Origin of the sequence: Pseudomonas sp. NPDC089422, assembly GCF_044749405.1 — a bacterium.
In the GTDB taxonomy this organism is placed as follows: domain Bacteria; phylum Pseudomonadota; class Gammaproteobacteria; order Pseudomonadales; family Pseudomonadaceae; genus Aquipseudomonas.
In genome coordinates this window covers 524,340-547,657 of sequence record NZ_JBIVHW010000002.1, presented here as the reverse complement: position 1 = coordinate 547,657, position 23,318 = coordinate 524,340, and the positions used below count along the sequence as shown (strand labels likewise).

Genomic DNA, 23,318 nt, shown 5'->3' with positions numbered 1-23,318 from the left:
ACATTAACTGTGGACCATGCTGTGGATAACCCGTTAGCCAACGGGCCAAGCCCCCGCTCGCACAAGGCCCCAAGCCGCTGGTCATTTTTTGTTCAGATTCAGAAACAGCAGACGCAGGCGGTCTGCATTATGCTCAAAGCCTTTCACTTCAACCGAACAAGGAGCGCTCACATGGCTACCTCAAGAACCGCCCTCATCATCGGTGCCTCCCGCGGCCTTGGCCTGGGCTTGGTACAACGCCTGCACGAAGACGGCTGGAACATCACGGCTACCGTGCGCAACCCGCAACAGCCAGGCGCCCTTGCCGATGTGCCCGGCGTGCGCATCGAGCAACTGGAAATGAACGACACCGCCCAGCTCGACGGCCTCAAGCAACGCCTGCATGGCCAGATGTTCGACCTGGTCTTCGTCAACGCCGGGGTCATGGGGCCCCTGCCGCAAGACCTGGAAAGCGTACAGGCCCAGGCCATCGGCGACCTGTTCATGACCAATGCCGTGGCCCCGATTCGCGTCGCCCGCCGCTTGGCCGGCCAGGTGCGGGAAGGCAGCGGCGTGCTGGCGTTCATGAGTTCGATCCTCGGCAGCGTGACCATCCCCGACGGTGGCGAGATCTGCCTGTACAAGGCCAGCAAGGCCGCGCTCAATTCGATGATCAACAGTTTCGTGGTCGAACTGCAGCGCCCCGACCTGTGCGTGCTGGCCATGCACCCGGGCTGGGTGAAGACCGACATGGGCGGCGAAAACGCCGAAATCGACGTGCTCACCAGCACCCGTGGCATGATCGAACAGATCAAGGCGCAAAGCGGCCAAGGTGGCCTGCGCTTCATCAACTACAAAGGCGAGACGCTCACCTGGTGAGGTGAATACCGAGCGGCCGGGCGCAATGCCCGGCCAGGCCCTGTAGAATGGCGGCAACCGTTCCTGATTCGAGACATCCCCCTATGTATGACTGGCTGAATGCCCTACCCAAGGCCGAGTTGCACCTGCACCTTGAAGGTTCGCTCGAGCCCGAGCTGCTGTTCGCCCTGGCCGAGCGCAACAAGATTGCCCTGCCGTGGAACGACGTGGAAACCCTGCGCAGCGCCTACGCCTTCAACAACCTGCAGGAGTTCCTCGACCTGTATTACCAGGGTGCGGACGTGCTGCGCACCGAGCAGGACTTCTACGACCTGACCTGGGCCTACCTGCAGCGCTGCAAGGCGCAGAATGTCATCCACACCGAACCGTTCTTCGACCCGCAGACCCACACCGACCGCGGTATCCCGTTCGAAGTCGTGCTCAATGGCATCAACCAGGCTCTCAAGGACGGTCGCGAGCAACTGGGCATCAGCAGCGGCCTGATCCTGAGCTTCCTGCGCCACCTCAGTGAAGACGAAGCGCAAAAGACTCTCGACCAGGCACTGCCCTTCCGCGACGCGTTCATCGCCGTCGGCCTGGACAGCTCGGAAATGGGTCACCCGCCAAGCAAGTTCCAGCGTGTGTTCGAGCGTGCCCGCAACGAAGGGTTCGTGGCCGTGGCCCACGCCGGTGAGGAAGGCCCACCCGAGTACATCTGGGAAGCCCTCGACCTGCTGAAGATCAAGCGCATCGACCACGGCGTGCGCGCCATCGAGGACGAACGCCTGATGCAGCGCATCATCGACGAGCAGATCCCGCTCACCGTCTGCCCGTTGTCGAACACCAAGCTTTGCGTGTTCGACCACATGAGCCAGCACAACATCCTCGACATGCTCGAGCGTGGCGTGAAAGTCACCGTGAACTCGGACGACCCGGCCTACTTCGGCGGCTACGTCACCGAGAACTTCCATGCCTTGCACACGCACCTGGGCATGACCGAGGACCAGGCCCGCCGCCTCGCACAGAACAGCCTGGATGCTCGCCTGGTCTGAGGCCGTCAGCCGACCTGCAGTGTCGTCACGCGAGCTATGCGGTTGATCTGCTGCACACCCTCGGCGGAAATCTGCAACACCCGCGTGCCTTCAGGCTCGCGTATCCAGCCAGACTGCAGAAACAGTTTGAGCAATGCCTGACCAAGGCTGCCGCCCAAGTGCGGCCCTTGGTCGCTCCACTCGTTGCAATGGCAGACCACGCAGCCACGCTGCCGCCGCGATGCCAGCGCGTCGATGTAGACGCCGATGGCAGCCAGCTGCGTGCGCCCCTCCTCGCTGACCATCAGCTCCCGCTCGCTGCCCTCCAGCCAGCCTGCCACTACCAGCCGGTGATACAACTCACCCGCCAGCTCGCCCCCCAGGTGTTCGCCACAGCGGCGTGCCCTGCGCATCGACATTGGCAATTGCAGCGCCTCTGTGCGCGGCCCCTTTTCCGACGCCAACTGGACGCTGGCCAACGCTTCGACGGCTACGCCCACCTGTGGTGTCGCGAGCCTGAAATAGCGTTTGCGCCCACGCGCCTCAAGCCTGAGCAGGCCAGCCGACGACAGCAACGACAGGTGGGCACAGGCTGAAGACGAGGTCAGCCCGGCCATCATCGCCAGCTCATCGGTCGGCCGCGGAGTGCCATCGATCAGCGCCCACAACATCGCGCTACGCTTGGGGTCGGCCATCAGGCCGGCAATCTGACTGATACTGCTGACTGCATTCATGTCCCTGTATCTCCCCGCATGATCACGTCTGGTTTCCAGAGGCCAGCCTTGGCTACGCTGATCGCCCGCTGGCAAACTGCTCAGGCGCCAGTATAAGCCGCAGTCGCGTCCCTTCCGGCAGCCCCATGCACGGCTCGACAGGCTCATTCGGCGATGGGTAGGGCCCCCCTCAAACGAGTCAACACCTATGACAAGTCACCACAACGTGACGCAGAAAGGAAAATACAGGGCATGAGGAAAAGTCGCCCGGAGCAGCCAGCGACTCTGCTGACAGCAAGCTTCCTCAAATAGCGCAAATCAAAGCGAAGCTTCTACAGCTCTCCAGGCATAACCCCCGGAAACATCGGACACACCATTGGGAACGATGCCCTGACCGCCAGTCAGGGCACTGATGCAAGTCATGGCGCGCAGAGGTAGCAGCGCTACACTTCATCCGCTCTTCCACCCATTCGGAGGTATGCCGCAATGAAGATTGTCGTCAGTGCGTCGAACCGCAACCCCAACTGCCCGTGGCAGGTGAGGCTCGACCAGCATGTGGTGAGTTTCCGCAGCGAGGCAGAAGCACGTGCCTTCGTTGCCACCCTGGAAACCCGCCTGCAGGCCCCTCACCCGCTCATGCAGGACGCGTGGCCTGCAAACGCCGGGTCAACAGCGCGACACTGACCACCAACGTCCCGCACAGGCTTATCACCAAGGTCATGGGCACTGCACTGCCGTCATGCAGCACGCCGACCAGCGACGCCGCACCGGCCGCGACGCTGAATTGCAGGCAGCCCATCAGTGCAGACGCGCTGCCTGCCCGCGCGCCCTGGCCGCTCATGGCGCAGGCCGAAGCGTTGGGGATGATGCAACCCAGGCTGGCGATGCAGACGAACAGCGGCACCAGCAATGGCCACAACTGCGCCGGGCGCAAGGCTGCCACGCCCAGCAGTACCAGGCCCGCTGCCAGGTAGAGCCAGACTGCCCGTACCAGCAGAAACGCCGGGCCTCGCTTGGCCAGCAGGCGCGCGTTGACCTGGGCTACCAGAATGAAGCCCGCCGCGTTGGTACCAAACAGCCAGCCATAGTGTTCCGCAGGTACGCCATAGAGCTTGATGAATACGAAAGGCGAACCGGCGATGTAGGCAAACATCCCGGCAATGGCGATACCGCCAGTCAAGGCGTGTCCAATGAACACACGATCAGCCAACAACCGCAGGTACTGGCGCAATGCACCTGAAAGCGGCTGGCGCGGTATGTTCGCCGGCAGGCTCTCCGGCAGGCCCAGGCTTACCGCCAGCAGGCTGGCAGCGCTGAACAGACTCAGCGCCAGGAAGATCGACTGCCAACCCGCCACGTTGACCAGGACCCCACCCAGCATCGGCGCCAGGATCGGTGCCAGGCCCATCACCAGCATCAACTGCGAGAACACCCTGGCCGATGCCACCGGGTCGCACTTGTCACTGACAATGGCCCGCGACAGTACCATGCCGGCGCAACCGCCCAGTGCCTGGACAAAGCGCGCCACGATCAAGGTGTCGAGGTTGGGTGCGTAGGCACAGGCCAACGAGGCCAAGGTGAACAGCGCCACACCGAACAGCAGCGGCTTGCGTCGGCCGAAGCGGTCAGCCACCGGCCCGTAGGCCAGCTGACCGATCGACAGGCCGAGGAAATAGGCCGCCAGGGTGGCCTGTACATGTTTTTCATCGGTGGCGAACGCCTGCGCCATGGCCGGAAAGGCGGGCAGGTAGAAATCGATCGCCAAGGGCCCGAACGCACTCAGTGCGCCCAGTATCAGCACCATTCGCAGGTTCATCAGGAATCCATAGCAGGCTAAGCAAGCCGCTAAGTCTACCTGCAGTGACCACCCTCAGCATGAAAACATTTGCAACAAAACAGGGCCGCATTGCGGCCCCTTTGGGTCAGGCCACTTCAGCCTGATAGCCTTCTTCACGAATAGCCGCCAACACCTGCTCGGCAGCCAACGAGCTTTGCACACGCACTTTCTTGCCAGGCAGATCGACTTCCACCGTGGCCTGCGCATCCTGCTCCTGTACCGCGCGGGTCACTGCTTTCACACAATGGCCACAGGTCATGCCTTGAACATTGAACACTTGCATGGGTACTGCCTCCTTCAGGGTTTGACCCAGTTTCAAGCTTGCCATCGGGGCAAGGTCAAGTTCTGCGTGAAACGGCCGGGCTGGAAATCTGCGCGGACCTCGGCCAAGCTGCGCCTTTGACGATTTGTGCAAGCAGGAGATTCTTCATGTTCAGGACAGCAGTGGGCGTTGTCGGGCTGTTGGCCGCGCTGGCCGCAGTGCCTCCGGCCAGCGCCGAGGGCAACTCGGACTACAGCGTGCTGATCATTTCCCGGGAGCGCCTGGAAGTGGCCACTAACTGCGAAATCGGCGTGTACCTCAACGATCAGCTCTCCGGCCGCGTCTTCCAGGAACAATCCACCTCATTCAACCTACCACCCGGCCCGGTCGACGTACGCCTGCGCCTGCTGCCGGGGCAGGTGCCCGGCTGTGCCCCCGGCATCGAGGACCAACGCAGCACGCCGCTCAACCTGCAAGCAGGCCAGATCACCAAGTACCGCATCGCCATGGGCCACAATGGCCTTGAATTGAAGCGAGCCAGCCTGGGCTATTGACCTTCCCCGCGTGGCAAGGTTGATGCTGATGCTGAAGCCCTGCCAAGGAGGAGAGCCATGCCCGCATCTACCACGTTCGACCTGCCGATTTCCGGCATGACCTGCGCCAGCTGCGCTGGCCGTGTCGAGCGCGCCCTGCGTAAAGTCAGCGGCGCTGATCAGGTCAGCGTCAACCTCGCCACCGAGCACGCCAGGGTCCAGGCTCCGGCCGACAGCCTGCCAGCCCTGGTCGAAGCAGTCCGCGACGCCGGCTATGGCGTGCCGAGCCGAACCGTGGAACTGCAGATCGGCGGCATGACGTGCGCCAGCTGCGTCGGCCGCGTCGAGCGCGCCCTCGGCAAACTGCCAGGAGTTGAACAGGTCAGCGTCAACCTGGCCAGTGAGCGTGCCCACCTTGAAGTGCTAGAGGCGCTCGATGACCAGTTGCTGATTGCCGCTGTCGAAAAAGCCGGTTACAGCGCCAGCCTGCCGCAAGCGGCCAAGGATGATCAGCAGGATGCCCAACGACGCCTGCGCAACGAACGCCTGGCTGTCGCTGCCGCGCTGTTGCTGGCCCTGCCATTGGTGCTGCCGATGTTGCTGCAGCCATTCGGCCTGCACTGGATGCTGCCTGCCTGGGCGCAGTTCGCGCTGGCTACCCCGGTGCAGTTCATTCTCGGCGCACGCTTCTATAAAGCCGCCTACAAAGCCGTGCGTGCCGGTGCAGGCAACATGGACCTGCTGGTCGCCCTGGGCACCAGCGCGGGTTATGGCCTGAGCCTGTACCAATGGGCCAACGCCCCGGCCGGCATGGCCCCTCATCTTTACTTCGAAGCTTCGGCGGTGGTCATCGCCCTGGTGTTGCTGGGCAAATACCTCGAGAGCCGGGCCAAGCGCCAGACTGCCAGCGCCATCCGTGCCCTCGAAGCCCTGCGCCCGGAGCGTGCCGTGCGCGTCATCGACGGCCGCGAAGAGGACGTGGCGATTGCCCAGCTGCGCCTCGGCGACCTGGTACTGGTCAAGCCCGGCGAACGCTTCCCGGTCGACGGCGCAGTGGAAGAAGGCAGCAGCCACGCCGATGAAGCCCTGATCAGCGGCGAGAGCCTGCCGGTACCCAAACAGCCCGGTGACAGCGTCACCGGCGGTGCCATCAACGGCGAAGGTCGGCTGCTGGTGCGGACCCAGGCGCTGGGTACGGAAACCGTGCTGGCCCGGATCATCCGCCTGGTCGAAGACGCACAAGCCGCCAAGGCGCCGATCCAGAAGCTGGTCGACCGGGTCAGCCAGGTGTTCGTGCCCGCCGTGCTGGTGCTGGCACTGCTCACCTTGATGGGCTGGTGGCTGGCCGGTGCACCGCTGGAGACCGCGCTGATCAATGCGGTCGCCGTACTGGTGATCGCCTGCCCGTGCGCCCTGGGCCTGGCCACACCGGCAGCGATCATGGCCGGCACCGGTGTCGCCGCCCGCCATGGCATCCTGATCAAGGACGCCGAAGCGCTGGAGCGGGCCCATGCGGTCAATCGCGTGGTGTTCGACAAGACTGGCACCCTCACCTCCGGCAGCCCGCGCGTCGTTCACAGCCAGGCACTGGTCGGTGACAGCGCCGACCTGCATCGCCTCGCCGGTGCCCTGCAGCGCGGTAGCGAGCACCCGTTGGCCAAGGCCGTGCTGGATGCCTGCGCCGAGCAAGGCCTGGAGGTACCCACCGTGACTGACAGCCAGTCACTCACCGGCCGCGGCATTGCCGGGCGCGTGGAAGGCCGCGAACTGGCGCTGGGCAACCGCCGCCTGCTCGACGAAAGCAATCTGCAACCCGGCGAACTGGCCGCCAAGGCCCAAACCTGGGAAGCCGAAGGCCGCACCCTGTCGTGGCTCATCGAACGGGGTGCAGCGCCTCGCGTGCTCGGCCTGTTCGCCTTTGGTGACAGCCTCAAACCCGGCGCCGAGCAGGCCATCGCCGCCCTGCACGCCCGCCACATCAGCAGCCACCTGCTGACCGGCGACAACCGCGGCAGCGCCAAGGTGGTGGCCGATGCTCTCGGCATCGACGACGTTCACGCCGAAGTGCTGCCGGCCGACAAGGCCGCCACCGTGGCCACCCTGAAAAAGGACGGCGTGGTGGCGATGGTCGGCGATGGCATCAACGATGCCCCGGCCCTGGCCGCTGCCGATATCGGCATCGCCATGGGTGGTGGCACCGACGTGGCCATGCAGGCTGCCGGTATCACCCTGATGCGCGGTGACCCTCGGCTGGTGCCCGCCGCACTGGAAATCAGCCGCAAGACCTATGCAAAAATCCGTCAGAACCTGTTCTGGGCCTTCATCTATAACCTGATCGGCATTCCCTTGGCCGCACTGGGCTATCTCAACCCGGTACTGGCCGGCGCCGCCATGGCGCTGTCCAGCGTCAGCGTGGTCAGCAATGCCCTGTGGCTGAAGACCTGGAAACCCACCAACACCTCGCAGGAGGCCCGATGAACATTGGCCAGGCCGCCCGCCGCAGCGGGCTCAGCACCAAGATGATCCGCTATTACGAATCCATCGGCCTGCTCAAGCCGGCCACCCGCAGCGACAGCGGATATCGCCTGTACCAGGCCGAAGACTTGCACAGCCTGGCCTTCATCAAGCGCTCCCGTGACCTTGGGTTTTCCCTGGAAGAAGTGGGCAAGCTGCTGACCCTGTGGCAGGACCGCGGACGCGCCAGCGCCGACGTCAAGGCCCTGGCCATGCAGCATATCGATGAGCTGAATCGGCGTATCGAGGAACTGGTGAGCCTGCGCGACACCCTGGGTGACCTGGTTGCCCACTGCCAAGGGGATGACCGCCCGGACTGCCCGATTCTGAAAGACCTGGCCAATGGCGCAGGGTGCTGCCATTGAGGGCTTGTGGCGTGCTGACATCAGCACGCCACAGCACTTTGGTATGCCATATTAGCCCAAAGCCGACCGAATAGTCGCCAAATGCGACTTCATCCAATAAATGCGGGCACTTTCGCTAAAAAATCCTGGGACGCTGCCGATGCAGTAGCTACCTGCCTCGCGTGCAAAAAAATAAATTCCGGGAGCGTCGATGAACATCAAACAGAAACTGACCTGGGCGTTCGCGATCATCGCGGGCTTGCCCATCGTCCTCGTGGCCACCCTGGTGGTGATCAACCTGCGCGGCGAAGCCCGCGACGGCTTCCTCGACAGCAGCAGCCGGGAAATCCGCCAGGTCAGCAATGCGATGAACATCTTCTTCCAGGGCATCGACCAGAACGTCGCCTACCTGGCCTCGCAGCCGATGGTGGCGGCCACCGGCAACAACCTGAACAAGTTCATGAGCGCCAACCCGTCCTACGAACTGGGCGATCAGGACAAGCAGTTGCTGGAATTTTTCACCCGCCTGGCAGAGTCCCACCCAGGGTATGCCTACATTTCCTACGGCGTGAGTGATGGCGGCTACGTTGGCTGGCCCGCCGGGCAGAAGTTCGTCAACTATGACCCGCGCCCACGTCCCTGGTACCAACTGGCCACGGCCAACCCCGGCAAGACCGTACGTACCGGCGCCTATTACTGGGCCCCCGACGATGCCGTGCTGATCAGCACCGTGCGCACCGTGGCCAACCAGCTCGGCAACGCCGGAGGCGTGGTCAACATCGACGTGTCGCTCAAAGGCCTGACCGAGATCGTCAAGCAGATCAAGCTGGGCGAAAGCGGCTACCTGATGCTGGTGGAAAACAACGGCAACGTGATGGTCGACCCACGCGATGCCAGCCACAACTTCAAGCAGCTGGCGAGCTTCGGTGATGGCTATGCCGAACTGGCCAAGGCCGGCAAGGGGCTGGTCGAGGTCGAGATCAATGGCGAGCGCTACATGGCCAACGTCTACCCTGACGAGAAGCTGGGCTGGACCTTCATCGGCCTCATCCAGCAAAGCGAAGTGATGCAGACCACCACTCGCCTGACCTGGTTGATCGGCGTGATCGCACTGGTGCTGGCGGCCCTGTTCGCCGTGGTAGGCGCAGCCTTTGCCAAACTCATCGTACGCCCGATCAACAGCGTCACCAGTGGCCTTGAGGACATTGCCCAGGGCGAAGGCGACCTGACCCGCAACCTCGACGTGCGCGGCCGCGACGAAACCGCGCAACTGGCCAACTGGTTCAACCAGTTCCTGGGCGCCATCCGCAGCTTGATCCAGCACATCGGCTCGGCGGCCAGCAAGATCCTCAGCACCTCCAGCAGTTCCACCCGCGTCTCCAGCGACATGGCCGAGGCTGCCGGGCGCCAGCGTGAAGCCGTGGACATGGTCTCCACCGCGTTCCACGAAATGGTCGCCACCGCCAACGAAGTGGCCCGCTCCTGCAGCCAGGCCGCGCAGTCGGCCGACAGCGGCCAGCAGCAGGCCCGCGAAGGCCAGCAGCAGATCGACGCGGCCGTCAGCAGCGTCGACCGCCTGAGCCAGGAGATCGAGCAGTCGGCCCAGTCGATCCAGCAACTGGAGCGCGACAGCAACGCCATCCAGTCAATCCTCGGCACCATTCGCTCGATTGCCGAACAGACCAACCTGTTGGCACTCAACGCAGCGATCGAGGCGGCCCGGGCTGGGGAACAGGGCCGTGGCTTTGCCGTGGTGGCCGACGAGGTACGGGCACTGGCCAAGCGCACTGCCGACTCCACTGCCGAAATCGATGGTCTGCTGGGCAACCTGGCCAGCCGCACCGCCGAAGTGGCCGAGCAGATGCATGCCAGCCTGGAAGTGTCGCAGCAGTCGGTCAGCCGCATTGGCCTGGCCCGTGACAGCTTCGGGCAGATCCGCGAGTCGGTGGACATCATTCGCGACATGAACACGCAGATCGCCACGGCGGCAGAAGAACAGCACCAGGTGGCCGAAGACATCAACCGCCATATCAGCCAGATTCATGGCGATGCGCAATTGGTGGCGGAACTGGCCCAGGCGGCGAGTCAGGACTCCGAGAGCCTGGCGGGGCTGTCCAATGAACTGGACTCGCTGGTGCGTCGCTTCCGCACTTGAGGCCGCCACAGGCAACATCAAAGCTTCAGTTCCCCGGGGGTCGCCCCGAACAACTGCTTGAAGGCCGCGATGTAAGCCGAAGTCGAATCATACCCACAGCCCAACGCCGCCTCGGTCACACTCTCTCCCGCCTCCAGCAACGCCAGTGACGACAGCAAACGCATCCGCTGGCGCCAGTTACGAAAGCTCAACCCGGTCTCGCGCTGGAACAGCCGCATCAAGGTCTTTTCCGAGCATCCCAGCCGCACCGCCCACTGCTGCAATGTCTGCACCTGGTCCGGCGCGGCAATCAGCCCATTGCACAACGCCAACAACCCTGGATGCCGCGGCAGCGGCAGCGAGAACCCCACCTCGGGCAAGGTGCGCAACTGATCGAGCAGAACAGCCACCAGGCGGCCTTCGACGCTGTCACCCTCGGCATATTCAGCCGGGAACAGGCAAAACTGCTTGATCAGCTCCCGCGCCAGCGCTGTCACCTCCAGTACCCGGCATTGCGCCGGCGCCCATGGGCAGGCATCGCGGCGGATGTACAGGCTGCGCATTTCGGCCTGCCCGGAAGTGACCACTTCATGTTCGGCGTCAGCCGGTATCCAGACGCCCCACTGCGGTGGGGCGAAGTAGCTGCCATCGTCGGTATACACCCCCAATACACCGCTGATGGCGTAGGAAAACTGCACCCAGTCGTGGCTGTGGCGAGTCGTCCAGGAGCCGGCGCCGAGACTTTCGGCACGGGCATAAAGGGGCCTGGGCAACTGGTCCAGGGCAGGAATGGCACGAGGATGTCCGATCGTCTGCATAGTGAATTCTTGTAGTTCTGAGCAGACAAGCCTAACAGAGATCGGTACCGCCCTTCGTTCAGCGCTCGACGATCACCGTGACCCCTTGCCCACCCGCTGCGCAAATGGATATCAGGCCACGCCCTTTTCCGGCCTTGGCCAGCAATTTCGCCAAATTGGCCAAGATCCGTCCGCCGGTAGCCGCGAACGGGTGGCCCGCCGCCAGGGAACTGCCCTTGACATTGAGCTTGCTGCGGTCGATGGCCCCAAGCGGTGCGTCCAGCCCCAGCCGGTCACGGCAATATTCGGCATCCTCCCAGGCCTTGAGGGTGCACAACACCTGCGCGGCAAAGGCTTCGTGGATTTCGTAGTAGTCGAAGTCCTGCAAGGTCAGGCCATTGCGCGCCAGCAGGCGTGGCACTGCGTAAACCGGTGCCATCAGCAGCCCCTCGCGCCCGGTGACGAAATCCACTGCGGCGGTTTCGCCATCGACCAGGTAGGCCAGCACCGGCAGGCCCTGCTGCTGTGCCCACTGTTCGCTGCCAAGCAGCACCATCGAGGCGCCATCGGTCAGCGGTGTGGAGTTGCCCGGCGTCAACGTGCCCAGGCCGCTGCGGTCGAATGATGGCTTGAGCCCGGCCAGTTGCTCCAGAGTCAGGTCCGTGCGCAGGTTGTTGTCACGGGTGAGGCCCAGGAAGGGCGTCAGCAGGTCGTTCTGCCAGCCCTCGCTGTACGAGGCCGCCAGTTGCTGATGGCTGTGCAGCGCCAGCGCGTCCTGCTCGGCGCGGCCAATCGCCCAGGTTTGCGCCATGCGTTCGCAATGTTCGCCCATCGACAGCCCGGTGCGGGGCTCGCCATTGCGCGGCAGTTCGGGCTTCAGGTGGCCTGGGCGCAACTGCAGGAACGGCTTGAGTCGCTCAGCCAATGTCTTGCCGCGATTGGCCTGCAAGAGGATGCGCCGCAGCCCCTCGTTGACGCCGATGGGGGCATCGGACGTGGTGTCCACGCCACCGGCGATGCCACAGTCGATCTGCCCGAGGGCAATCTTGTTGGCCACCAGCAGTGCCGCTTCCAGGCCCGTGCCGCAGGCCTGCTGGATGTCATAGGCCGGCGTCTGCGGCGCCAGCCGCGAGCCGAGCACGCATTCGCGGGTCAGGCTCATGTCCCGCGAGTGCTTGAGCACCGCCCCAGCCACCACTTCGCCCAGGCGCAGCCCGTGCAGGCGATAACGCTCGATCAAGCCTTCCAGGGCTGCGATCAGCATCGCCTGGTTGCTGGCGGAAGCGTAGGCGCCGTTGGAGCGGGCGAAGGGAATACGGTTGCCGCCCAGGATCGCGACCCGGCGAGTTGAACGCATGCGCTTGTTCCTCCTGAAACAATTTGATCCGTACAGCCTAGGTGTTTTTGCCGCATTCGAACGACCTTGCCACAAAGTTGGTCCACACTTGCAAGCTTGCCTTCAGGGAGACCCGCACATGAGCGATCGCTATCTCGGCTTTGCCAACTCCAACCTCGGGCGCCGGCTCGTCGATGCCCTTGGCCTGCCGCGCCCGGCACCGCTGGAGCGCTGGCAGGCGGGCCGCCTGCGGCCGGTGGAGGGCGCACTGGTGCTGGGTGGCGGGCCACTGGCGAACCAGGTCGAGGCCATCGCTCCGCGCCTGACCGAAGCGCTGTTCAGCTTCAATGGCGACGGCCTGCAGGCACCCGCCTGGGTCGCCGGCCTGGGGCCGAAGCTCAAGGCCGTGGTATTCGACGCCAGCCATCTGTCCGACAGCGACCAGCTGAAGCAGCTGCGCGAATTCTTCCAGCCCTTGCTGCGCAGCCTCGCACCCTGTGCCCACGTGGTGATCCTTGGGCGTGCGCCGGAGTCCCTCGACGACCCGCAGGCCAGCGTCGCCCAGCGCGCCCTGGAGGGCTTCAGTCGTTCGCTGGCCAAAGAACTGCGCAACGGCGCCACCGCGCAGTTGCTGTATGTGGCACCGGGCGCAGACGCTCAGCTCGAAGGCGCCTTGCGCTTCTTCCTGTCACCCAAGAGTGCCTTTGTTTCCGGCCAGGTCCTGCGCCTGCAGGCCTGTGCTACCCAGGTCGAAGACTGGACCCGCCCGCTCGGTGGCCGTCGCGCCCTGGTCACGGGCGCCGCGCGCGGCATCGGCGCCGCCATCGCCGAAACCCTGGCGCGCGATGGTGCCGAAGTGATGCTGCTCGACGTGCCCCAGGCCCAGCAGGAACTCGATGCCCTTGCTGCGCGCCTCGGGGGCAAGGCCCTGGGCCTGGACATCTGCGCCAGCGATGCCGCCGCGAAACTGCTCGAAGCCTTGCCCGACGGCATCGACATCGTCGTGCACAACGCCGGCATCACCCGCGACAAGACCTTGGCCAACATGACCCCGGAGTACTGGGACGCGGTACTGGCCGTCAACCTCAAGGCCCCGCAGGTGCTGACCCAGGCTTTGTATGACGGCGGTGCGCTGGGCGACGACGCACGTATTACCCTGCTGGCCTCGGTCAGCGGCATTGCCGGCAACCGCGGCCAGGCCAACTATGCCGCGAGCAAGGCCGGCCTGATCGGTTTCGCCGAAGCCTGGGCGGCGAAGCTTGCAGAACGCGGCGGCAGCATCAATGCCGTGGCACCCGGCTTCATCGAAACGCACATGACCGCCGCCATGCCCATCGGCTTGCGCGAGGCCGGGCGGCGCCTGAGCTCGCTGGGCCAGGGCGGGCGCCCGCAGGATGTCGCCGAGGCCATCGCCTGGCTCAGCCAGCCGGGCTCCGGGGCGGTCAACGGCCAGGTGCTGCGCGTCTGCGGCCAGGCCCTGATGGGGGCCTGAACATGAGCCGCCAATGGCAAGACCTGCACAGCCCGGACTCACGCGCCAGCCTGTACCTGCGCGCCGCCAGCAAACGCAAGATCAGTGCTGCCAGCCTGCCCGCAGCCGGTCTGCGCAGTTTCATCCGCGTGGAGCCCGGCAACCTCGCAGCCTACCGCCGGCTCTGCCACTTCACCGACGATGGCCGCTTGCCCGGCACCTACCCACACGTGATGGCCTTCACCCTGCAGTTGCAACTGCTGACCGCCCACGACTTCCCCTTCCCGTTGCTCGGGCTGGTGCACCTGCATAACCGTATCGACGTGCTCCGCCCGCTGGGTGGCATCGACGGGCTGCGCTTTGCGGTCTACGCCGACAATCTGCAGGCGCATGCCAAGGGCGGCACCTTTGACCTGGTTACCGAAGCCGAGGATGGCCTTGGCCTGCTCTGGCGTGAAACCAGCCGCATGCTGGTGCGTGGCCTGAAGCTGGAGGGGCCGTCGGACAATGGCGAAGAGACCGAGCCAGGCACCCTGCCGGAGGTCACCCGCTGGTACGCCGACGGCGATATCGGCCGGCGCTACGCCAAGGTCTGTGGCGACTACAACCCGATTCACCTGAGTGCCGTCAGCGCGCGCCTGTTCGGCTTTCCAAAGGCCATCGCCCACGGCATGTGGAGCAATGCCATGGCGTTGGCAGCCTTGCGTACGCACCTGCCCAACAGTGGCTATCGCTTCGATGTGGACTTCCGCAAGCCAGTGCGTTTGCCGTCGGAAGTTATCCTCAGTGCCAGCGAAGCGGGGTCGACGGGTGAATTGCGGCTGGACGGGCACGGCGGGTTGCTGCACATGGTCGGGCGCTGGGCCGTGCTCTAGCGCCCTGATTGCACTTGCTTTGCATCGGGCCTGCGCAGAAGCTATGCAGCATTAGGAGAGCCAGACCCCGATGAACCTGCAAGAACTCACCCAACGCCTGCACCAGATCCGCGACAACAACGATTGGCGCGGTTTCCACAGCCCGAAGAACCTGGCCATGGCCGCCAGCGTCGAGATGGCCGAGCTGGTGGAAATCTTCCAGTGGCTGAGCGAAGACCAATCGCGCCAGTTGCCTGCCAATCAGCTGGCCCATGCCGGCCAGGAAGTCGGCGACGTGGTCCTCTACCTGTTGCTGCTGTGCAGCGAGCTGGGCCTGGACATGGAACAGGTGGTGCGCGCCAAGCTGGCCGACAGCGAGAGGCGTTTCGCGCGATGAACGACCGTCACTTCGATGAACTGGCCACACGCTTTGCCGAGAAAATCTACGGCGGCGCCAAGGGTGCGATCCGCCTGGCGGTGCTCCAGGCCGACCTGGCCGATGCCCTGCCCGACCGGCCGCTGCGGGTGCTCGACATCGGCGCCGGCTTGGGCCATATGGCCTTGTGGCTGGCCGAGCGCGGGCACGAGGTAACGCTGGCCGAACCCGCCGCACCGATGCTCGAAGGTGCCCGGGCGCGTTTCGCAGAAGCGGGCCAATCGGCAACCTTCATCCAGGCACCCTGGCAAGAACTGCTTGGCCAGCTCACCGAGCCCTATGACCTGGTGCTGTGCCATGCCGTACTGGAATGGCTGGCCGAACCGCAGAGCATCCTGCCGGTGCTGCATCAGCTGGCTGCCCCCGGTGGCTGGCTGTCACTGGCGTTCTACAACCGCGACGCGCTGGTCTACCGCAACTTGCTCAAGGGCCATTTCCGCAAGCTGCGCAGCAACCGCCTGGAAGGTGAAAAGCAGAGTCTGACCCCGCAAAAACCGCTTGATCCACGGGAACTCAAGGCGCAACTTGAAGTGATGTGGCAAGTCGAAAGCGAGAGTGGCGTGCGCGTCTTCCACGACTACATGCCCAAGGAATTCCAGGACAAGGCCGAGCTGCTCGACCTGCTGGAAATGGAACTGGCCCACCGCCGTCACCCAAGCTTCGCCGGGCTCGGCCGCTACCTGCACTGGATGTGCCGCCCCCGCTGACTGCGCCCCTCCGGGAGGGATACATGCCGTACCGTCTGTTGTGCCTGGCCCTGCTGCCGCTCACCCTGGCCGCCTGCCAGGCCAGCAACCCCTATGTGGCCAGCAGCCGCCCGCTGCCGCCAGCCCCTGCGCAAGCGGCCAACACCTTCGACACCAGTGCCTACCCGGCGCCACCGCGCGACTACGGGCACTATCGCAGCTGGAGCTGGCGCGACGGCCGGCTGCCAAGCGGCAACGCCGACGCCGACCCGGCGCAAATTGCCGATGCTGTCAGCGGCGCCCTCGACCAGCATGGCCTGCGCCCTGCCCGGGGGGCCACTGGCGACTTGCTCGTTAGCGCCGACATGCGCCTGGAACGGCGCCTGCGCCAGGTGCGTGATTATGACACTTACGACCCCTATTACGGCCCGTCCCCCTACGGCGGTGTCGGCTTCGGCGGCTACCGCAACGGTTACGGCGCCTACGGCAGCGTGCCGATCGTACGCACCTACGAAGTGGAGGTGATGGTGGTGCGCATCGACCTGTTCGATGCCCGCAACGGCCAGCCAGTGTGGAGCGCCAGCGCTGAAAGCGGCAGCGACAAAGGCTCGCCGCGCGATCGCGAGAGCGCCCTGCGCGAATCGGTTCACAAGGCGCTCAGCGGCTATCCTCCCAGTTAATGCCTAACGGAGAACCATCATGTTGCGCCGTCTCGTTCTACTGTCATTCGCGCTGCTGCTCGCTGCCTGCTCGAGCAACAACGTTCAGCAGGATTTCGACGCCAGCCGCGATTTTGCCGCCTATCGCAGCTGGGCATGGCAGGAACCGGGCCTGCAATACCGCCCGGATGACCCACGCATCAAGAGCGACCTGACCGAGCAACGCATTCGCGCGGCAGTCGCCGATCAGCTCGACCAGCGCGGCCTGCGCCCTGCCCAGGGCAATGCCAGGCCTGACGTCACCGTCCGTGCCTACCTGATCGTCGAACAACGCCAGCAGCAGATCACCACCAACTATGGCGGCGCCTGGGGCGGCTACTGGAACGGTTACTGGGGCGGGCCGATGTACAACGAAACCCGCAGCGTCGACTACAAGGTGGCAACCATCCAGATCGACATGTTCGATGGCCATGACGGCAAGCTGGTCTGGCGTGGCAGTGCCGAACAGATCATGAACAGCTACCCGCCTGGCCCCGACGAGCGCAACAGCGCAATCCAGAAGACCGTTGCCCAGGTGCTCGGCAACTACCCACCGGGCCGGGTGAAATAAACCAGTCGAAGGGGCCGCTCTGCGGCCCATCGCCGGCAAGCGCGACTCCCACAACAACCTTTTTGCCGCCCTGCCATGCCCGTTCGTCAGATCGCGTCTACCCTGTTTAGGAAACCTGACTGACCGGGTAGCAGTGTTCAACGAATGGAAAAGGCGGCCTGCCGATGCAAAGCATTGTTCTCCTGATGTGGCTTGCCTTGTGCACCGAACAAGATATCCGCGAGCGCCAGATCGCCAACATGCTGACCCTGGGCTTCGCCGCAGGCGCCCTGGTCTGGCTGTTCGCCACGGGGCACACCTGGATCGGCGCCGATGCCAGCGACGCTGGCTGGGCCCTGGCCATCGTCATGTTGCTGACCCTGCCAGGCTACATGCTGGGCCGCTTCGGTGCCGACGACGTCAAGCTGATGGGCGCACTGGCCCTGGCAACCAGCCCGCAATACGTGCTCGGCACCTTCATCGGTGCGGGCGTCAGCGTGGTGCTGTGGCTGCTGACCCGCAGGCGCCTGTGGACACTGCTCAACCCCAAGGTGAAGAAGCGCCTGACCGCCCTGACGGAGGAAATGGGCGACAAGCAAGCCTTCGTGCCCTACGTTCTGGCGGGCTTTCTGCTCACGGCTGTATGGATCCAATGAACATCCCTGTGGTCCGATCAGTTGTACATAACTTGTACAGAATCGCGAGGAGCGTCTATTTTTAAGCTGCCAGAGCGTCTGGCCCGGGAGCAGGGCCGCTTACGAACAGGGAGTTGATCGTGAACAAGTCAGTCAGTGACGTGAAGGTTCTGGTCGTAGATGACCAGCCGCTGATCGTCGAACAATTGTGTGAATTCCTCGAAATCCAGGGCCACCAGTGTGTTGCGGCCCACTCCACCGACGAAGCCATCGAGCGTTTCGTCGCCGACGAAGCCATCGGCCTGGTGTTGTGCGACTTGCACATGCCCGAACGCGATGGCATCGAGCTGGTCCGGGCACTGAAAGACATTGCCGGTCGCCAGCGCATGTTCCAGGCAATCATGCTCACCGGGCGTGCCGACAAGCAGGACGTGATCCGCGCCCTGCGCGAAGGTTTCGCCGATTATTACCAGAAGCCCATGGACCTCGACGAGCTGCTCGAAGGTGTGCGCCGCCAGGAACAGGTGTTGCTGGAGCGCAAGGCCAACCTTCAGGACCTGGGCAACCTCAACCAGCGCCTGCAGGACCTGGCCGGTTCCATCGACGAACTCTATCAGGACCTGGAGAAGGCCCGCGGCCAGGGCGTCCACCGCCGCGCCAGCGACGCCGCCGAAGAAGTTGTTGAAGCTGAGCTGCCTGCGGCGTTCGAGAAGCTGTCTCCGCGGCAAATGGAAGTCGCCCGGCTGGTGAGCAAGGGCAAGACCAATTACCAGATTGCCTGTGAACTGGGGATCACCGAGAACACCGTGAAGCTTTACGTGTCGCAGGTGTTGCGTTTGACCCACATGCACAACCGCACACAGTTGGCGTTGGCGTTGACGCCTAGTTCCTCACCCGTACATCAACGGTTTACCACACACTGAGATCGTCTCAGGCTTTGCCTGACTGCCACTGGCCTCATTGCCGGCAAGCCAGTTCCCACAAGGATGATGCTGGCCTGGTGGCTGGTGGTTATCCTGTGGGCGCCGGCTTGCTGGCGGTAAGGCCGGTACAGTCAGCATTTACTCCAGCTGGTAGCTAAAACTCACTGTCCATCGCGGCCCTCGACTCATGCTATCCAACGCCACGTCCGCCAGTGGCTTGGCCACCTCCAGCGCCACATTGCCGTTACGCCCATCGCCAAGCCGCACACCCAACGCCGCCGAACGCATCCTGGCATCTTCCAATGGCCCGCCGTTGTACCAGGCCTGCGCAGCATCCAGCAGCGCATATGGCTGCACCAGCCGAACCCAGCCAGCGCCAGGCTGGATGCTGTAGTTCAGCTCGTAGGCCACGCCCCAGCCCTTGTCCCCCGCTGCCTGGTCCTGGGGGTAGCCATGGCCGAAGTTCTGCCCGCCGAACACGGCACGCTCGCTGTCGGGCAGCCGGTCATCCGTCCAGTACAAGGCGCCTGACAGCACGCCCTGCCAGCGCTGAAACAACGGGTCGCGCTGCAACCCGGCCGCGCGAAAGCGCAGAAAGTTCATGTCGTAGTCGGCATCGCTGCGAGCGCCCAGATAATCCAGCCCCTGATACACCCCGGCGCTGACCATGCGCAGTCGCCCGTCCTCGACCTTGCGCCAATCGCCTTGGAACGACAGCGCACGCACATAGGTGTCGTTGCGCCCCAGGCCGCCGGAAAGATCTTCGTCATGCTCACTGACCGAGTAGACATGCCCTGTCACCGCCAGCCATTCATCCGCCGTGACGATCACCGGCTGGCCAAGCCCGATTGCATAACGCTCGCTTTCGATCTTCTGGAAAAACGGCGAACCATGCTCCAGACGCACGGGCGTGCGCGGTTCGCTGCGGTAGCGAGCGGCAGAAAGCAGCAGCTGGCTGCCCTGTGCATCCAGGTGCTGGCTGTAGTCGAGGCGCTGGTAATGGCTGTGGTCATCACCCGGTGGCAGCAGCACGCTAGCCGTCAACTGCTCGGCAAAACGGGTCTGGGCATTGCTGGTTACCTTGAACAGCCCCTGCGGTCCATCGCGGCTGCCATCGCTGAATGCCACTGCCGCATCCAAAGGTTTGTGCAAGGCATGCATGGTCAGCTGCGCGGCGCCCTCGCCGGGCTCGGCCTGGGTCAGGTCAACCTGCAGCGTCACGCCGGGGATGCGCTGGGCCAGGCCGATAAAGCGGTCGAGCGTCGCCTGGGTCAAGGGGCGTTCCGCCCGCAAGGGCTCCAGCAGTTGGTCGAGGTAAGCGCCAACGGGCCCGATATCCCCTTCCCGCCGAACGTCGTGGACGTACCCCTCGACCAACACGACATGCACGCGGCCCTCGGCAAAGTCCTGGTCAGGCAGGTAAGCCTGCGACAACAGGTAGCCGTCGCACTGGTAGCGCCGGGTCAGGCGTTCGGTGAACTGCTGCAGCTCGCCGATACTCACTTCGCGGCCAATCAGGGGCTGGTAATGTTCGCGCAACTCGCTCAACGGGTAGACCGTACCGCCCTCGAAGCGCACCTTGTGCAGCACGAAACGAGTCTCCACGGGCAAGGTATCAGACACTGAGCTGGGCGGCGCCAGATGCAGGCTCGGGGCAAGTGGGCGGTAGGCCTCGATCGGCAGGTTCGCGCTAGGCAAGCGGCGCTCGTATTCGTGGCCGTCGAGAAACACTGGCAAGGGCTCGGCGACCACCAGGCTGGCCCAGGGCGTCAGCAACAGGGGCATCAGCACAAGACGCATAGGACGCTCCACAATCCCTTGGGTACCGGGGCGTCGCCGGCCTCACCCGTCACTTGCAAGCGTAGGTGCTGCCCCGGTAAACGTCGAACACCTACTCGTTGACCTGGAACGCCACCCTCGCCGTTTCTCCACTTTCGTCCAGGGCACTGAGCTCGAACTGCCCGGCTCGCTCGAAGCGCACCAGCACGCTTTCCTGCCCCTCGCTTTCACCCAGCGGCTGGCCGTTGAGGAACCACCAGCGCCGCCCGCCACCGCCGAGGGCAGAGACGTGCAGCTGCAAGGGTTCGCTGCTGGTGGCCGGGCGCCGCAGGTTGTCGTCGGGGCGCACTCCCACGATCGACAGCGGCGGCGCGCTGGCCGGTACCTGTGGCGGGCAGCTCGGGTCGACCGCCGGCAGCCGCGCCGCACGTCGCTCGACGCGTGGCAACCATGGCTCCAGCGGTGCCGGCCACAAGGCGATGTCGAGCGCCTTGGCGCCTGGGCAACTGCCGTCCACGCGCAGGCCCTGGGCATTGACCCAGAGGCTCTCGCGCAGTCCCAGGCCGAGGGGCTGGTCGGCAGCCTGCAACGTGGGAGGGGTAGTGCCATCGAGGGTCCAGGCAAAGCGCTGGCGCCGGCAGTTCGGGTCCTGTCGGTTCATGGGTTGGCCCAGCGGCCAGCAGATGGCCGCTACGCCAACACTTTCCGGCACGCGTTCCACCGGTACCCGGATGCCCCGCTGGCTGTCACGGTTGCTCAGCAAGTCATGCACCTGCAGCATCAAGGGTGCCGCCGAGGCCAGGCCGAACTGCCCGGGCACTGGCGTGCCATCAGGGCGACCGATCCACACCCCGATCAGGTAGCGCGGCCCTACGCCGATCGACCAGGCATCGCGAAAGCCATAGCTGGTACCGGTCTTCCAGGCCAATTGCGGGCGCTGTACCAGTTCGGCATGCGGGTCGCGGTCGGGCCGCGCCTGGCCACTGAGGATGCGCCGGATGATCCAGGCCGCGCCCGGCGACATCAGCCGACGCTCCAGCAATGGATCCTGCGGTTGCAGGCGAACTTGGGCACTGTTGCCGCCCCGGGCCAGTGCCGCGTAGCCGCCGACCAGGTCCTCCAGGCGGCTACCAGCGCCGCCCAGAATCAATGCCAGGTTGGGCTCGGCCAGAGGCGGCAGTGCCAGTGGCACGCCGGCCATGCGCAGCTGCGCGGCAAAGCGCTTGGGCCCATAGGCTTCGAGCAATTGCACCGCCGGCAGGTTGAGCGACAGCGCCAATGCCGAGCTGGCCGACACCGGGCCGCTGAAACCCATCGAGAAATTGCCGGGGCGATAGTCGCCGTAGCGACGTGGTACATCCTGCAGCAGCGATTCGGAGTGGATCAGGCCATCGTCCATGGCCAGGCCGTAGAGAAACGGCTTGAGCGTCGAGCCTGGCGAGCGCAACGAGCGGACCATGTCGACATGGCCAAAACGCCGCTCGTCGCTCAAGTCGATCGAGCCCAGGTAAGCGCGTACCGCCATGGTCTGCGCCTCGACCACCAGGATCGCCGCCGAGGTGCGCTCCGGCAGGCGTGCACGCCAACCCAGCAGCAGGTCCTCGAGGCGCCGCTGCAGCGAGGCGTCGAGGGTGGTGCGAATCAACGTCGGGCTGTCAGGGGTATTCAGCCGCCGTGCCAGCAGGGGCGCCAGCGCCGGTTCCTGACGCGGGGCCAGCAGCAAGGGCTCCTCGGCAGCCTCCTTGATCTGTTGCGCCGGCCACACCTGATACTCGTCCAGGCGCTGCAGCACCTTGTCGCGGGCACGCTGGGCACGGGCCGGGTGGCGGTCCGGGCGCAAGCGGCTCGGAGCCTGCGGCAGCACCGCCAGCAGTGCTGCCTCGGCGGGCGTGAGGTGCTGTGGTGACTTGCCCAGATATGCCCAGCTGGCCGCAGCCACGCCCTGCAAGGTACCGCCGAACGGGGCACGGTTCAGGTAGATCTGCAGGATCTCGCGCTTGGACAGGTGCCACTCCAGCTGCGCGGTGCGCCACAGCTGCCGCAGCTTGCCGGCCAGGGTGCGATCATGCGGGTCGAGCAGGCGTGCAACCTGCATCGACAAGGTGCTGCCACCAGACACCACCCGCCCGCCCCGCAGGTTGAGCCAGGCCGCCCGCGCCAGGGCCAGCGGGTTGACCCCCGGGTGACGGTAGAACCAGCGGTCCTCGTAGGTCAGCAGAGCCTGCAGGTACAGCGGCGAAACGTCTTCAGGGCTGACCGGATAGCGCCACACGCCATCGGCATCGGCAAAGCGCCACAACGGCGTGCCGTCTTCGGCCAGCACCACCCGCGCCAGGTCATTGCCCGGCATTGGCAGCGGCCAGATGCGGTCGGCCAGCCACAGCAGGCCGAGCAACATCAGGATGCTGATCACAGCCGCACGCACAAGCCTTCCCGCTCGGGTACGTGACCGCGCTAAGCTTGGCATCGGGAACCGGCCAGGCCAGGTAGTGGCCTAAGGCTTGGGAGCGGCAACCGTGCCGATTCGTTCATCAGGAAGCAACTATGCATGTAGAAGGTTTTTTCGAGTGGCTTGGCCAGGCACTGGGTTCGTTGATCCGTTTCATCGTCGACATCATGAGCGGCCTGTTCAACCTGCTGGCCAACGCCGGGGGCAATTTCATCGATGGCCTGGCACGCACGTTGGGCATGGACACCTCGCTGCTCAGCATACTCGCCCTGATCATCGGCCTGATGCTGCTGTACTCGGCAATCCGCGCCTTCATGCGTGCCTCGATCATCCTCGGGATCATCTGGCTGGTGCTGGGGCTGTGGGTGATGAGCTGGGTCATTCACTGATTGTAGGAGCGGCCTTGCCGGGGCGCCGGACCGGTCGGAAAGGGGCGCGAAGCGCCCCCTGATCTCCAGCCAAGCAGTTGAAACTGCCGGGGCCGCTTTGCGGCCCGTTC

The 23,318-nt window shown here is 64.7% G+C and carries 23 protein-coding genes and 1 pseudogene; 17 read left to right on the top strand and 7 right to left on the bottom strand.

All coding sequences use genetic code 11. The features are described from left to right. Positions 1 to 171 precede the first annotated feature (171 nt). Positions 172 to 858 (top strand): SDR family oxidoreductase, encoded by a 687-nt coding sequence (locus ACIPZ8_RS06105; RefSeq protein ID WP_400720447.1) that lies wholly within the window; start codon positions 172 to 174, stop codon positions 856 to 858. Between the two features lie 83 nt (positions 859 to 941). Further along, the gene (locus ACIPZ8_RS06100; protein WP_400720444.1) at positions 942 to 1,889 is read left to right on the top strand and encodes an adenosine deaminase; all 948 of its coding nucleotides are present in this window, start codon (positions 942 to 944) and stop codon (positions 1,887 to 1,889) included. A 5-nt stretch (positions 1,890 to 1,894) separates the two neighbouring features. Here ACIPZ8_RS06100 and ACIPZ8_RS06095 read toward each other — a convergent pair whose 3' ends face one another. Beyond that, positions 1,895 to 2,602, bottom strand: coding sequence for a transcriptional regulator (locus ACIPZ8_RS06095; protein ID WP_400720441.1), 708 nt, complete (start codon positions 2,600 to 2,602; stop codon positions 1,895 to 1,897). A 465-nt stretch (positions 2,603 to 3,067) separates the two neighbouring features. On the opposite strand from ACIPZ8_RS06095, the gene ACIPZ8_RS06090 reads away from it, so the two are divergent. Then, complete coding sequence (locus tag ACIPZ8_RS06090; protein WP_400720438.1) at positions 3,068 to 3,265, top strand: hypothetical protein; 198 nt, start codon at positions 3,068 to 3,070, stop codon at positions 3,263 to 3,265. On the opposite strand, the gene ACIPZ8_RS06085 is transcribed toward ACIPZ8_RS06090, so the two are convergent. Both ACIPZ8_RS06085 and ACIPZ8_RS06080 read right to left on the bottom strand, forming a co-directional pair. Beyond that, entirely contained in the window at positions 3,216 to 4,397 is a 1,182-nt protein-coding gene (locus tag ACIPZ8_RS06085) for a multidrug effflux MFS transporter (RefSeq protein WP_400720435.1), read from the bottom strand. The two genes, ACIPZ8_RS06090 and ACIPZ8_RS06085, sit on opposite strands and share 50 nt — an antisense overlap. A 106-nt stretch (positions 4,398 to 4,503) precedes the next feature. Continuing rightward, positions 4,504 to 4,701 (bottom strand): heavy-metal-associated domain-containing protein, encoded by a 198-nt coding sequence (locus tag ACIPZ8_RS06080; RefSeq protein ID WP_159412249.1) that lies wholly within the window; start codon positions 4,699 to 4,701, stop codon positions 4,504 to 4,506. 146 nt (positions 4,702 to 4,847) lie between these two features. Between ACIPZ8_RS06080 and ACIPZ8_RS06075 the strand changes: the two genes are divergently transcribed. The 5 genes and pseudogenes from ACIPZ8_RS06075 (at position 4,848) to ACIPZ8_RS06055 (ending at position 10,226) form a co-directional block, all read left to right on the top strand. Next, positions 4,848 to 5,234: a hypothetical protein gene (locus ACIPZ8_RS06075; protein WP_400720432.1), complete on the top strand. Its 387-nt coding sequence runs from the start codon at positions 4,848 to 4,850 to the stop codon at positions 5,232 to 5,234. A gap of 57 nt (positions 5,235 to 5,291) precedes the next feature. Further along, positions 5,292 to 7,691 (top strand): heavy metal translocating P-type ATPase, encoded by a 2,400-nt coding sequence (locus ACIPZ8_RS06070; protein WP_400720430.1) that lies wholly within the window; start codon positions 5,292 to 5,294, stop codon positions 7,689 to 7,691. Then, entirely contained in the window at positions 7,688 to 8,092 is a 405-nt protein-coding gene (cueR, locus tag ACIPZ8_RS06065; RefSeq protein WP_110633749.1) for a Cu(I)-responsive transcriptional regulator, read from the top strand. Before ACIPZ8_RS06070 ends, cueR begins: the two co-directional genes overlap by 4 nt. A gap of 190 nt (positions 8,093 to 8,282) precedes the next feature. Continuing rightward, positions 8,283 to 9,368, top strand: a pseudogene (locus tag ACIPZ8_RS06060) (sensor histidine kinase); the annotation flags it as partial. A 90-nt stretch (positions 9,369 to 9,458) separates the two neighbouring features. Beyond that, complete coding sequence (locus tag ACIPZ8_RS06055; RefSeq protein WP_400720498.1) at positions 9,459 to 10,226, top strand: methyl-accepting chemotaxis protein; 768 nt, start codon at positions 9,459 to 9,461, stop codon at positions 10,224 to 10,226. A gap of 17 nt (positions 10,227 to 10,243) precedes the next feature. Here ACIPZ8_RS06055 and ACIPZ8_RS06050 read toward each other — a convergent pair whose 3' ends face one another. Then, a complete protein-coding gene (locus ACIPZ8_RS06050; protein ID WP_400720426.1) occupies positions 10,244 to 11,023 on the bottom strand; it encodes an AraC family transcriptional regulator in 780 nt (259 codons plus the stop codon). Positions 11,024 to 11,081: 58 nt separating this feature from the next. Next, entirely contained in the window at positions 11,082 to 12,359 is a 1,278-nt protein-coding gene (locus tag ACIPZ8_RS06045) for an acetyl-CoA C-acetyltransferase (protein WP_400720424.1), read from the bottom strand. A 118-nt stretch (positions 12,360 to 12,477) separates the two neighbouring features. Between ACIPZ8_RS06045 and ACIPZ8_RS06040 the strand changes: the two genes are divergently transcribed. The 8 genes from ACIPZ8_RS06040 (at position 12,478) to ACIPZ8_RS06005 (ending at position 18,591) form a co-directional block, all read left to right on the top strand. Further along, positions 12,478 to 13,830, top strand: a complete 1,353-nt coding sequence (locus ACIPZ8_RS06040) for a 3-oxoacyl-ACP reductase (protein WP_400720421.1) — start codon at positions 12,478 to 12,480, stop codon at positions 13,828 to 13,830. A 2-nt stretch (positions 13,831 to 13,832) separates the two neighbouring features. Beyond that, positions 13,833 to 14,684: a MaoC family dehydratase gene (locus ACIPZ8_RS06035; protein WP_400720418.1), complete on the top strand. Its 852-nt coding sequence runs from the start codon at positions 13,833 to 13,835 to the stop codon at positions 14,682 to 14,684. A gap of 70 nt (positions 14,685 to 14,754) precedes the next feature. Beyond that, on the top strand, positions 14,755 to 15,060 hold the full coding sequence (locus ACIPZ8_RS06030; RefSeq protein WP_400720416.1) for a MazG-like family protein: 306 nt from the start codon (positions 14,755 to 14,757) through the stop codon (positions 15,058 to 15,060). Then, complete coding sequence (locus ACIPZ8_RS06025; RefSeq protein ID WP_400720413.1) at positions 15,057 to 15,806, top strand: methyltransferase; 750 nt, start codon at positions 15,057 to 15,059, stop codon at positions 15,804 to 15,806. Before ACIPZ8_RS06030 ends, ACIPZ8_RS06025 begins: the two co-directional genes overlap by 4 nt. A gap of 23 nt (positions 15,807 to 15,829) precedes the next feature. Continuing rightward, a complete protein-coding gene (locus ACIPZ8_RS06020; protein WP_400720410.1) occupies positions 15,830 to 16,465 on the top strand; it encodes a DUF4136 domain-containing protein in 636 nt (211 codons plus the stop codon). A gap of 19 nt (positions 16,466 to 16,484) precedes the next feature. Further along, the gene (locus ACIPZ8_RS06015; protein ID WP_400720407.1) at positions 16,485 to 17,054 is read left to right on the top strand and encodes a DUF4136 domain-containing protein; all 570 of its coding nucleotides are present in this window, start codon (positions 16,485 to 16,487) and stop codon (positions 17,052 to 17,054) included. Positions 17,055 to 17,218: 164 nt separating this feature from the next. Next, positions 17,219 to 17,689: an A24 family peptidase gene (locus tag ACIPZ8_RS06010; RefSeq protein ID WP_400720404.1), complete on the top strand. Its 471-nt coding sequence runs from the start codon at positions 17,219 to 17,221 to the stop codon at positions 17,687 to 17,689. Positions 17,690 to 17,802: 113 nt separating this feature from the next. Further along, positions 17,803 to 18,591, top strand: a complete 789-nt coding sequence (locus tag ACIPZ8_RS06005) for a response regulator transcription factor (RefSeq protein ID WP_400720401.1) — start codon at positions 17,803 to 17,805, stop codon at positions 18,589 to 18,591. 138 nt (positions 18,592 to 18,729) lie between these two features. Here ACIPZ8_RS06005 and ACIPZ8_RS06000 read toward each other — a convergent pair whose 3' ends face one another. Together ACIPZ8_RS06000 and pbpC are read right to left on the bottom strand one after the other, a co-directional pair. Further along, a complete protein-coding gene (locus tag ACIPZ8_RS06000) occupies positions 18,730 to 20,391 on the bottom strand; it encodes a ShlB/FhaC/HecB family hemolysin secretion/activation protein (RefSeq protein WP_400720398.1) in 1,662 nt (553 codons plus the stop codon). Between the two features lie 91 nt (positions 20,392 to 20,482). Continuing rightward, complete coding sequence (gene pbpC, locus ACIPZ8_RS05995; protein ID WP_400720395.1) at positions 20,483 to 22,837, bottom strand: peptidoglycan glycosyltransferase PbpC; 2,355 nt, start codon at positions 22,835 to 22,837, stop codon at positions 20,483 to 20,485. Positions 22,838 to 22,914: 77 nt separating this feature from the next. On the opposite strand from pbpC, the gene ACIPZ8_RS05990 reads away from it, so the two are divergent. Then, positions 22,915 to 23,208, top strand: coding sequence for a hypothetical protein (locus tag ACIPZ8_RS05990; protein WP_103445815.1), 294 nt, complete (start codon positions 22,915 to 22,917; stop codon positions 23,206 to 23,208). Positions 23,209 to 23,318 lie beyond the last annotated feature (110 nt).

Bases quoted from the DNA above. Each gene is read 5' to 3' on its own strand.
- ACIPZ8_RS06105 (WP_400720447.1), top strand. From the start codon at position 172: ATGGCTACCTCAAGAACCGCCCTCATCATCGGTGCCTCCCGCGGCCTT.
- ACIPZ8_RS06100 (WP_400720444.1), top strand. From the start codon at position 942: ATGTATGACTGGCTGAATGCCCTACCCAAGGCCGAGTTGCACCTGCAC.
- ACIPZ8_RS06095 (WP_400720441.1), bottom strand. From the start codon at position 2,602: ATGAATGCAGTCAGCAGTATCAGTCAGATTGCCGGCCTGATGGCCGAC.
- ACIPZ8_RS06090 (WP_400720438.1), top strand. From the start codon at position 3,068: ATGAAGATTGTCGTCAGTGCGTCGAACCGCAACCCCAACTGCCCGTGG.
- ACIPZ8_RS06085 (WP_400720435.1), bottom strand. From the start codon at position 4,397: ATGAACCTGCGAATGGTGCTGATACTGGGCGCACTGAGTGCGTTCGGG.
- ACIPZ8_RS06080 (WP_159412249.1), bottom strand. From the start codon at position 4,701: ATGCAAGTGTTCAATGTTCAAGGCATGACCTGTGGCCATTGTGTGAAA.
- ACIPZ8_RS06075 (WP_400720432.1), top strand. From the start codon at position 4,848: ATGTTCAGGACAGCAGTGGGCGTTGTCGGGCTGTTGGCCGCGCTGGCC.
- ACIPZ8_RS06070 (WP_400720430.1), top strand. From the start codon at position 5,292: ATGCCCGCATCTACCACGTTCGACCTGCCGATTTCCGGCATGACCTGC.
- cueR (WP_110633749.1), top strand. From the start codon at position 7,688: ATGAACATTGGCCAGGCCGCCCGCCGCAGCGGGCTCAGCACCAAGATG.
- ACIPZ8_RS06055 (WP_400720498.1), top strand. From the start codon at position 9,459: ATGGCCGAGGCTGCCGGGCGCCAGCGTGAAGCCGTGGACATGGTCTCC.
- ACIPZ8_RS06050 (WP_400720426.1), bottom strand. From the start codon at position 11,023: ATGCAGACGATCGGACATCCTCGTGCCATTCCTGCCCTGGACCAGTTG.
- ACIPZ8_RS06045 (WP_400720424.1), bottom strand. From the start codon at position 12,359: ATGCGTTCAACTCGCCGGGTCGCGATCCTGGGCGGCAACCGTATTCCC.
- ACIPZ8_RS06040 (WP_400720421.1), top strand. From the start codon at position 12,478: ATGAGCGATCGCTATCTCGGCTTTGCCAACTCCAACCTCGGGCGCCGG.
- ACIPZ8_RS06035 (WP_400720418.1), top strand. From the start codon at position 13,833: ATGAGCCGCCAATGGCAAGACCTGCACAGCCCGGACTCACGCGCCAGC.
- ACIPZ8_RS06030 (WP_400720416.1), top strand. From the start codon at position 14,755: ATGAACCTGCAAGAACTCACCCAACGCCTGCACCAGATCCGCGACAAC.
- ACIPZ8_RS06025 (WP_400720413.1), top strand. From the start codon at position 15,057: ATGAACGACCGTCACTTCGATGAACTGGCCACACGCTTTGCCGAGAAA.
- ACIPZ8_RS06020 (WP_400720410.1), top strand. From the start codon at position 15,830: ATGCCGTACCGTCTGTTGTGCCTGGCCCTGCTGCCGCTCACCCTGGCC.
- ACIPZ8_RS06015 (WP_400720407.1), top strand. From the start codon at position 16,485: ATGTTGCGCCGTCTCGTTCTACTGTCATTCGCGCTGCTGCTCGCTGCC.
- ACIPZ8_RS06010 (WP_400720404.1), top strand. From the start codon at position 17,219: ATGCAAAGCATTGTTCTCCTGATGTGGCTTGCCTTGTGCACCGAACAA.
- ACIPZ8_RS06000 (WP_400720398.1), bottom strand. From the start codon at position 20,391: ATGCGTCTTGTGCTGATGCCCCTGTTGCTGACGCCCTGGGCCAGCCTG.
- pbpC (WP_400720395.1), bottom strand. From the start codon at position 22,837: ATGCCAAGCTTAGCGCGGTCACGTACCCGAGCGGGAAGGCTTGTGCGT.
- ACIPZ8_RS05990 (WP_103445815.1), top strand. From the start codon at position 22,915: ATGCATGTAGAAGGTTTTTTCGAGTGGCTTGGCCAGGCACTGGGTTCG.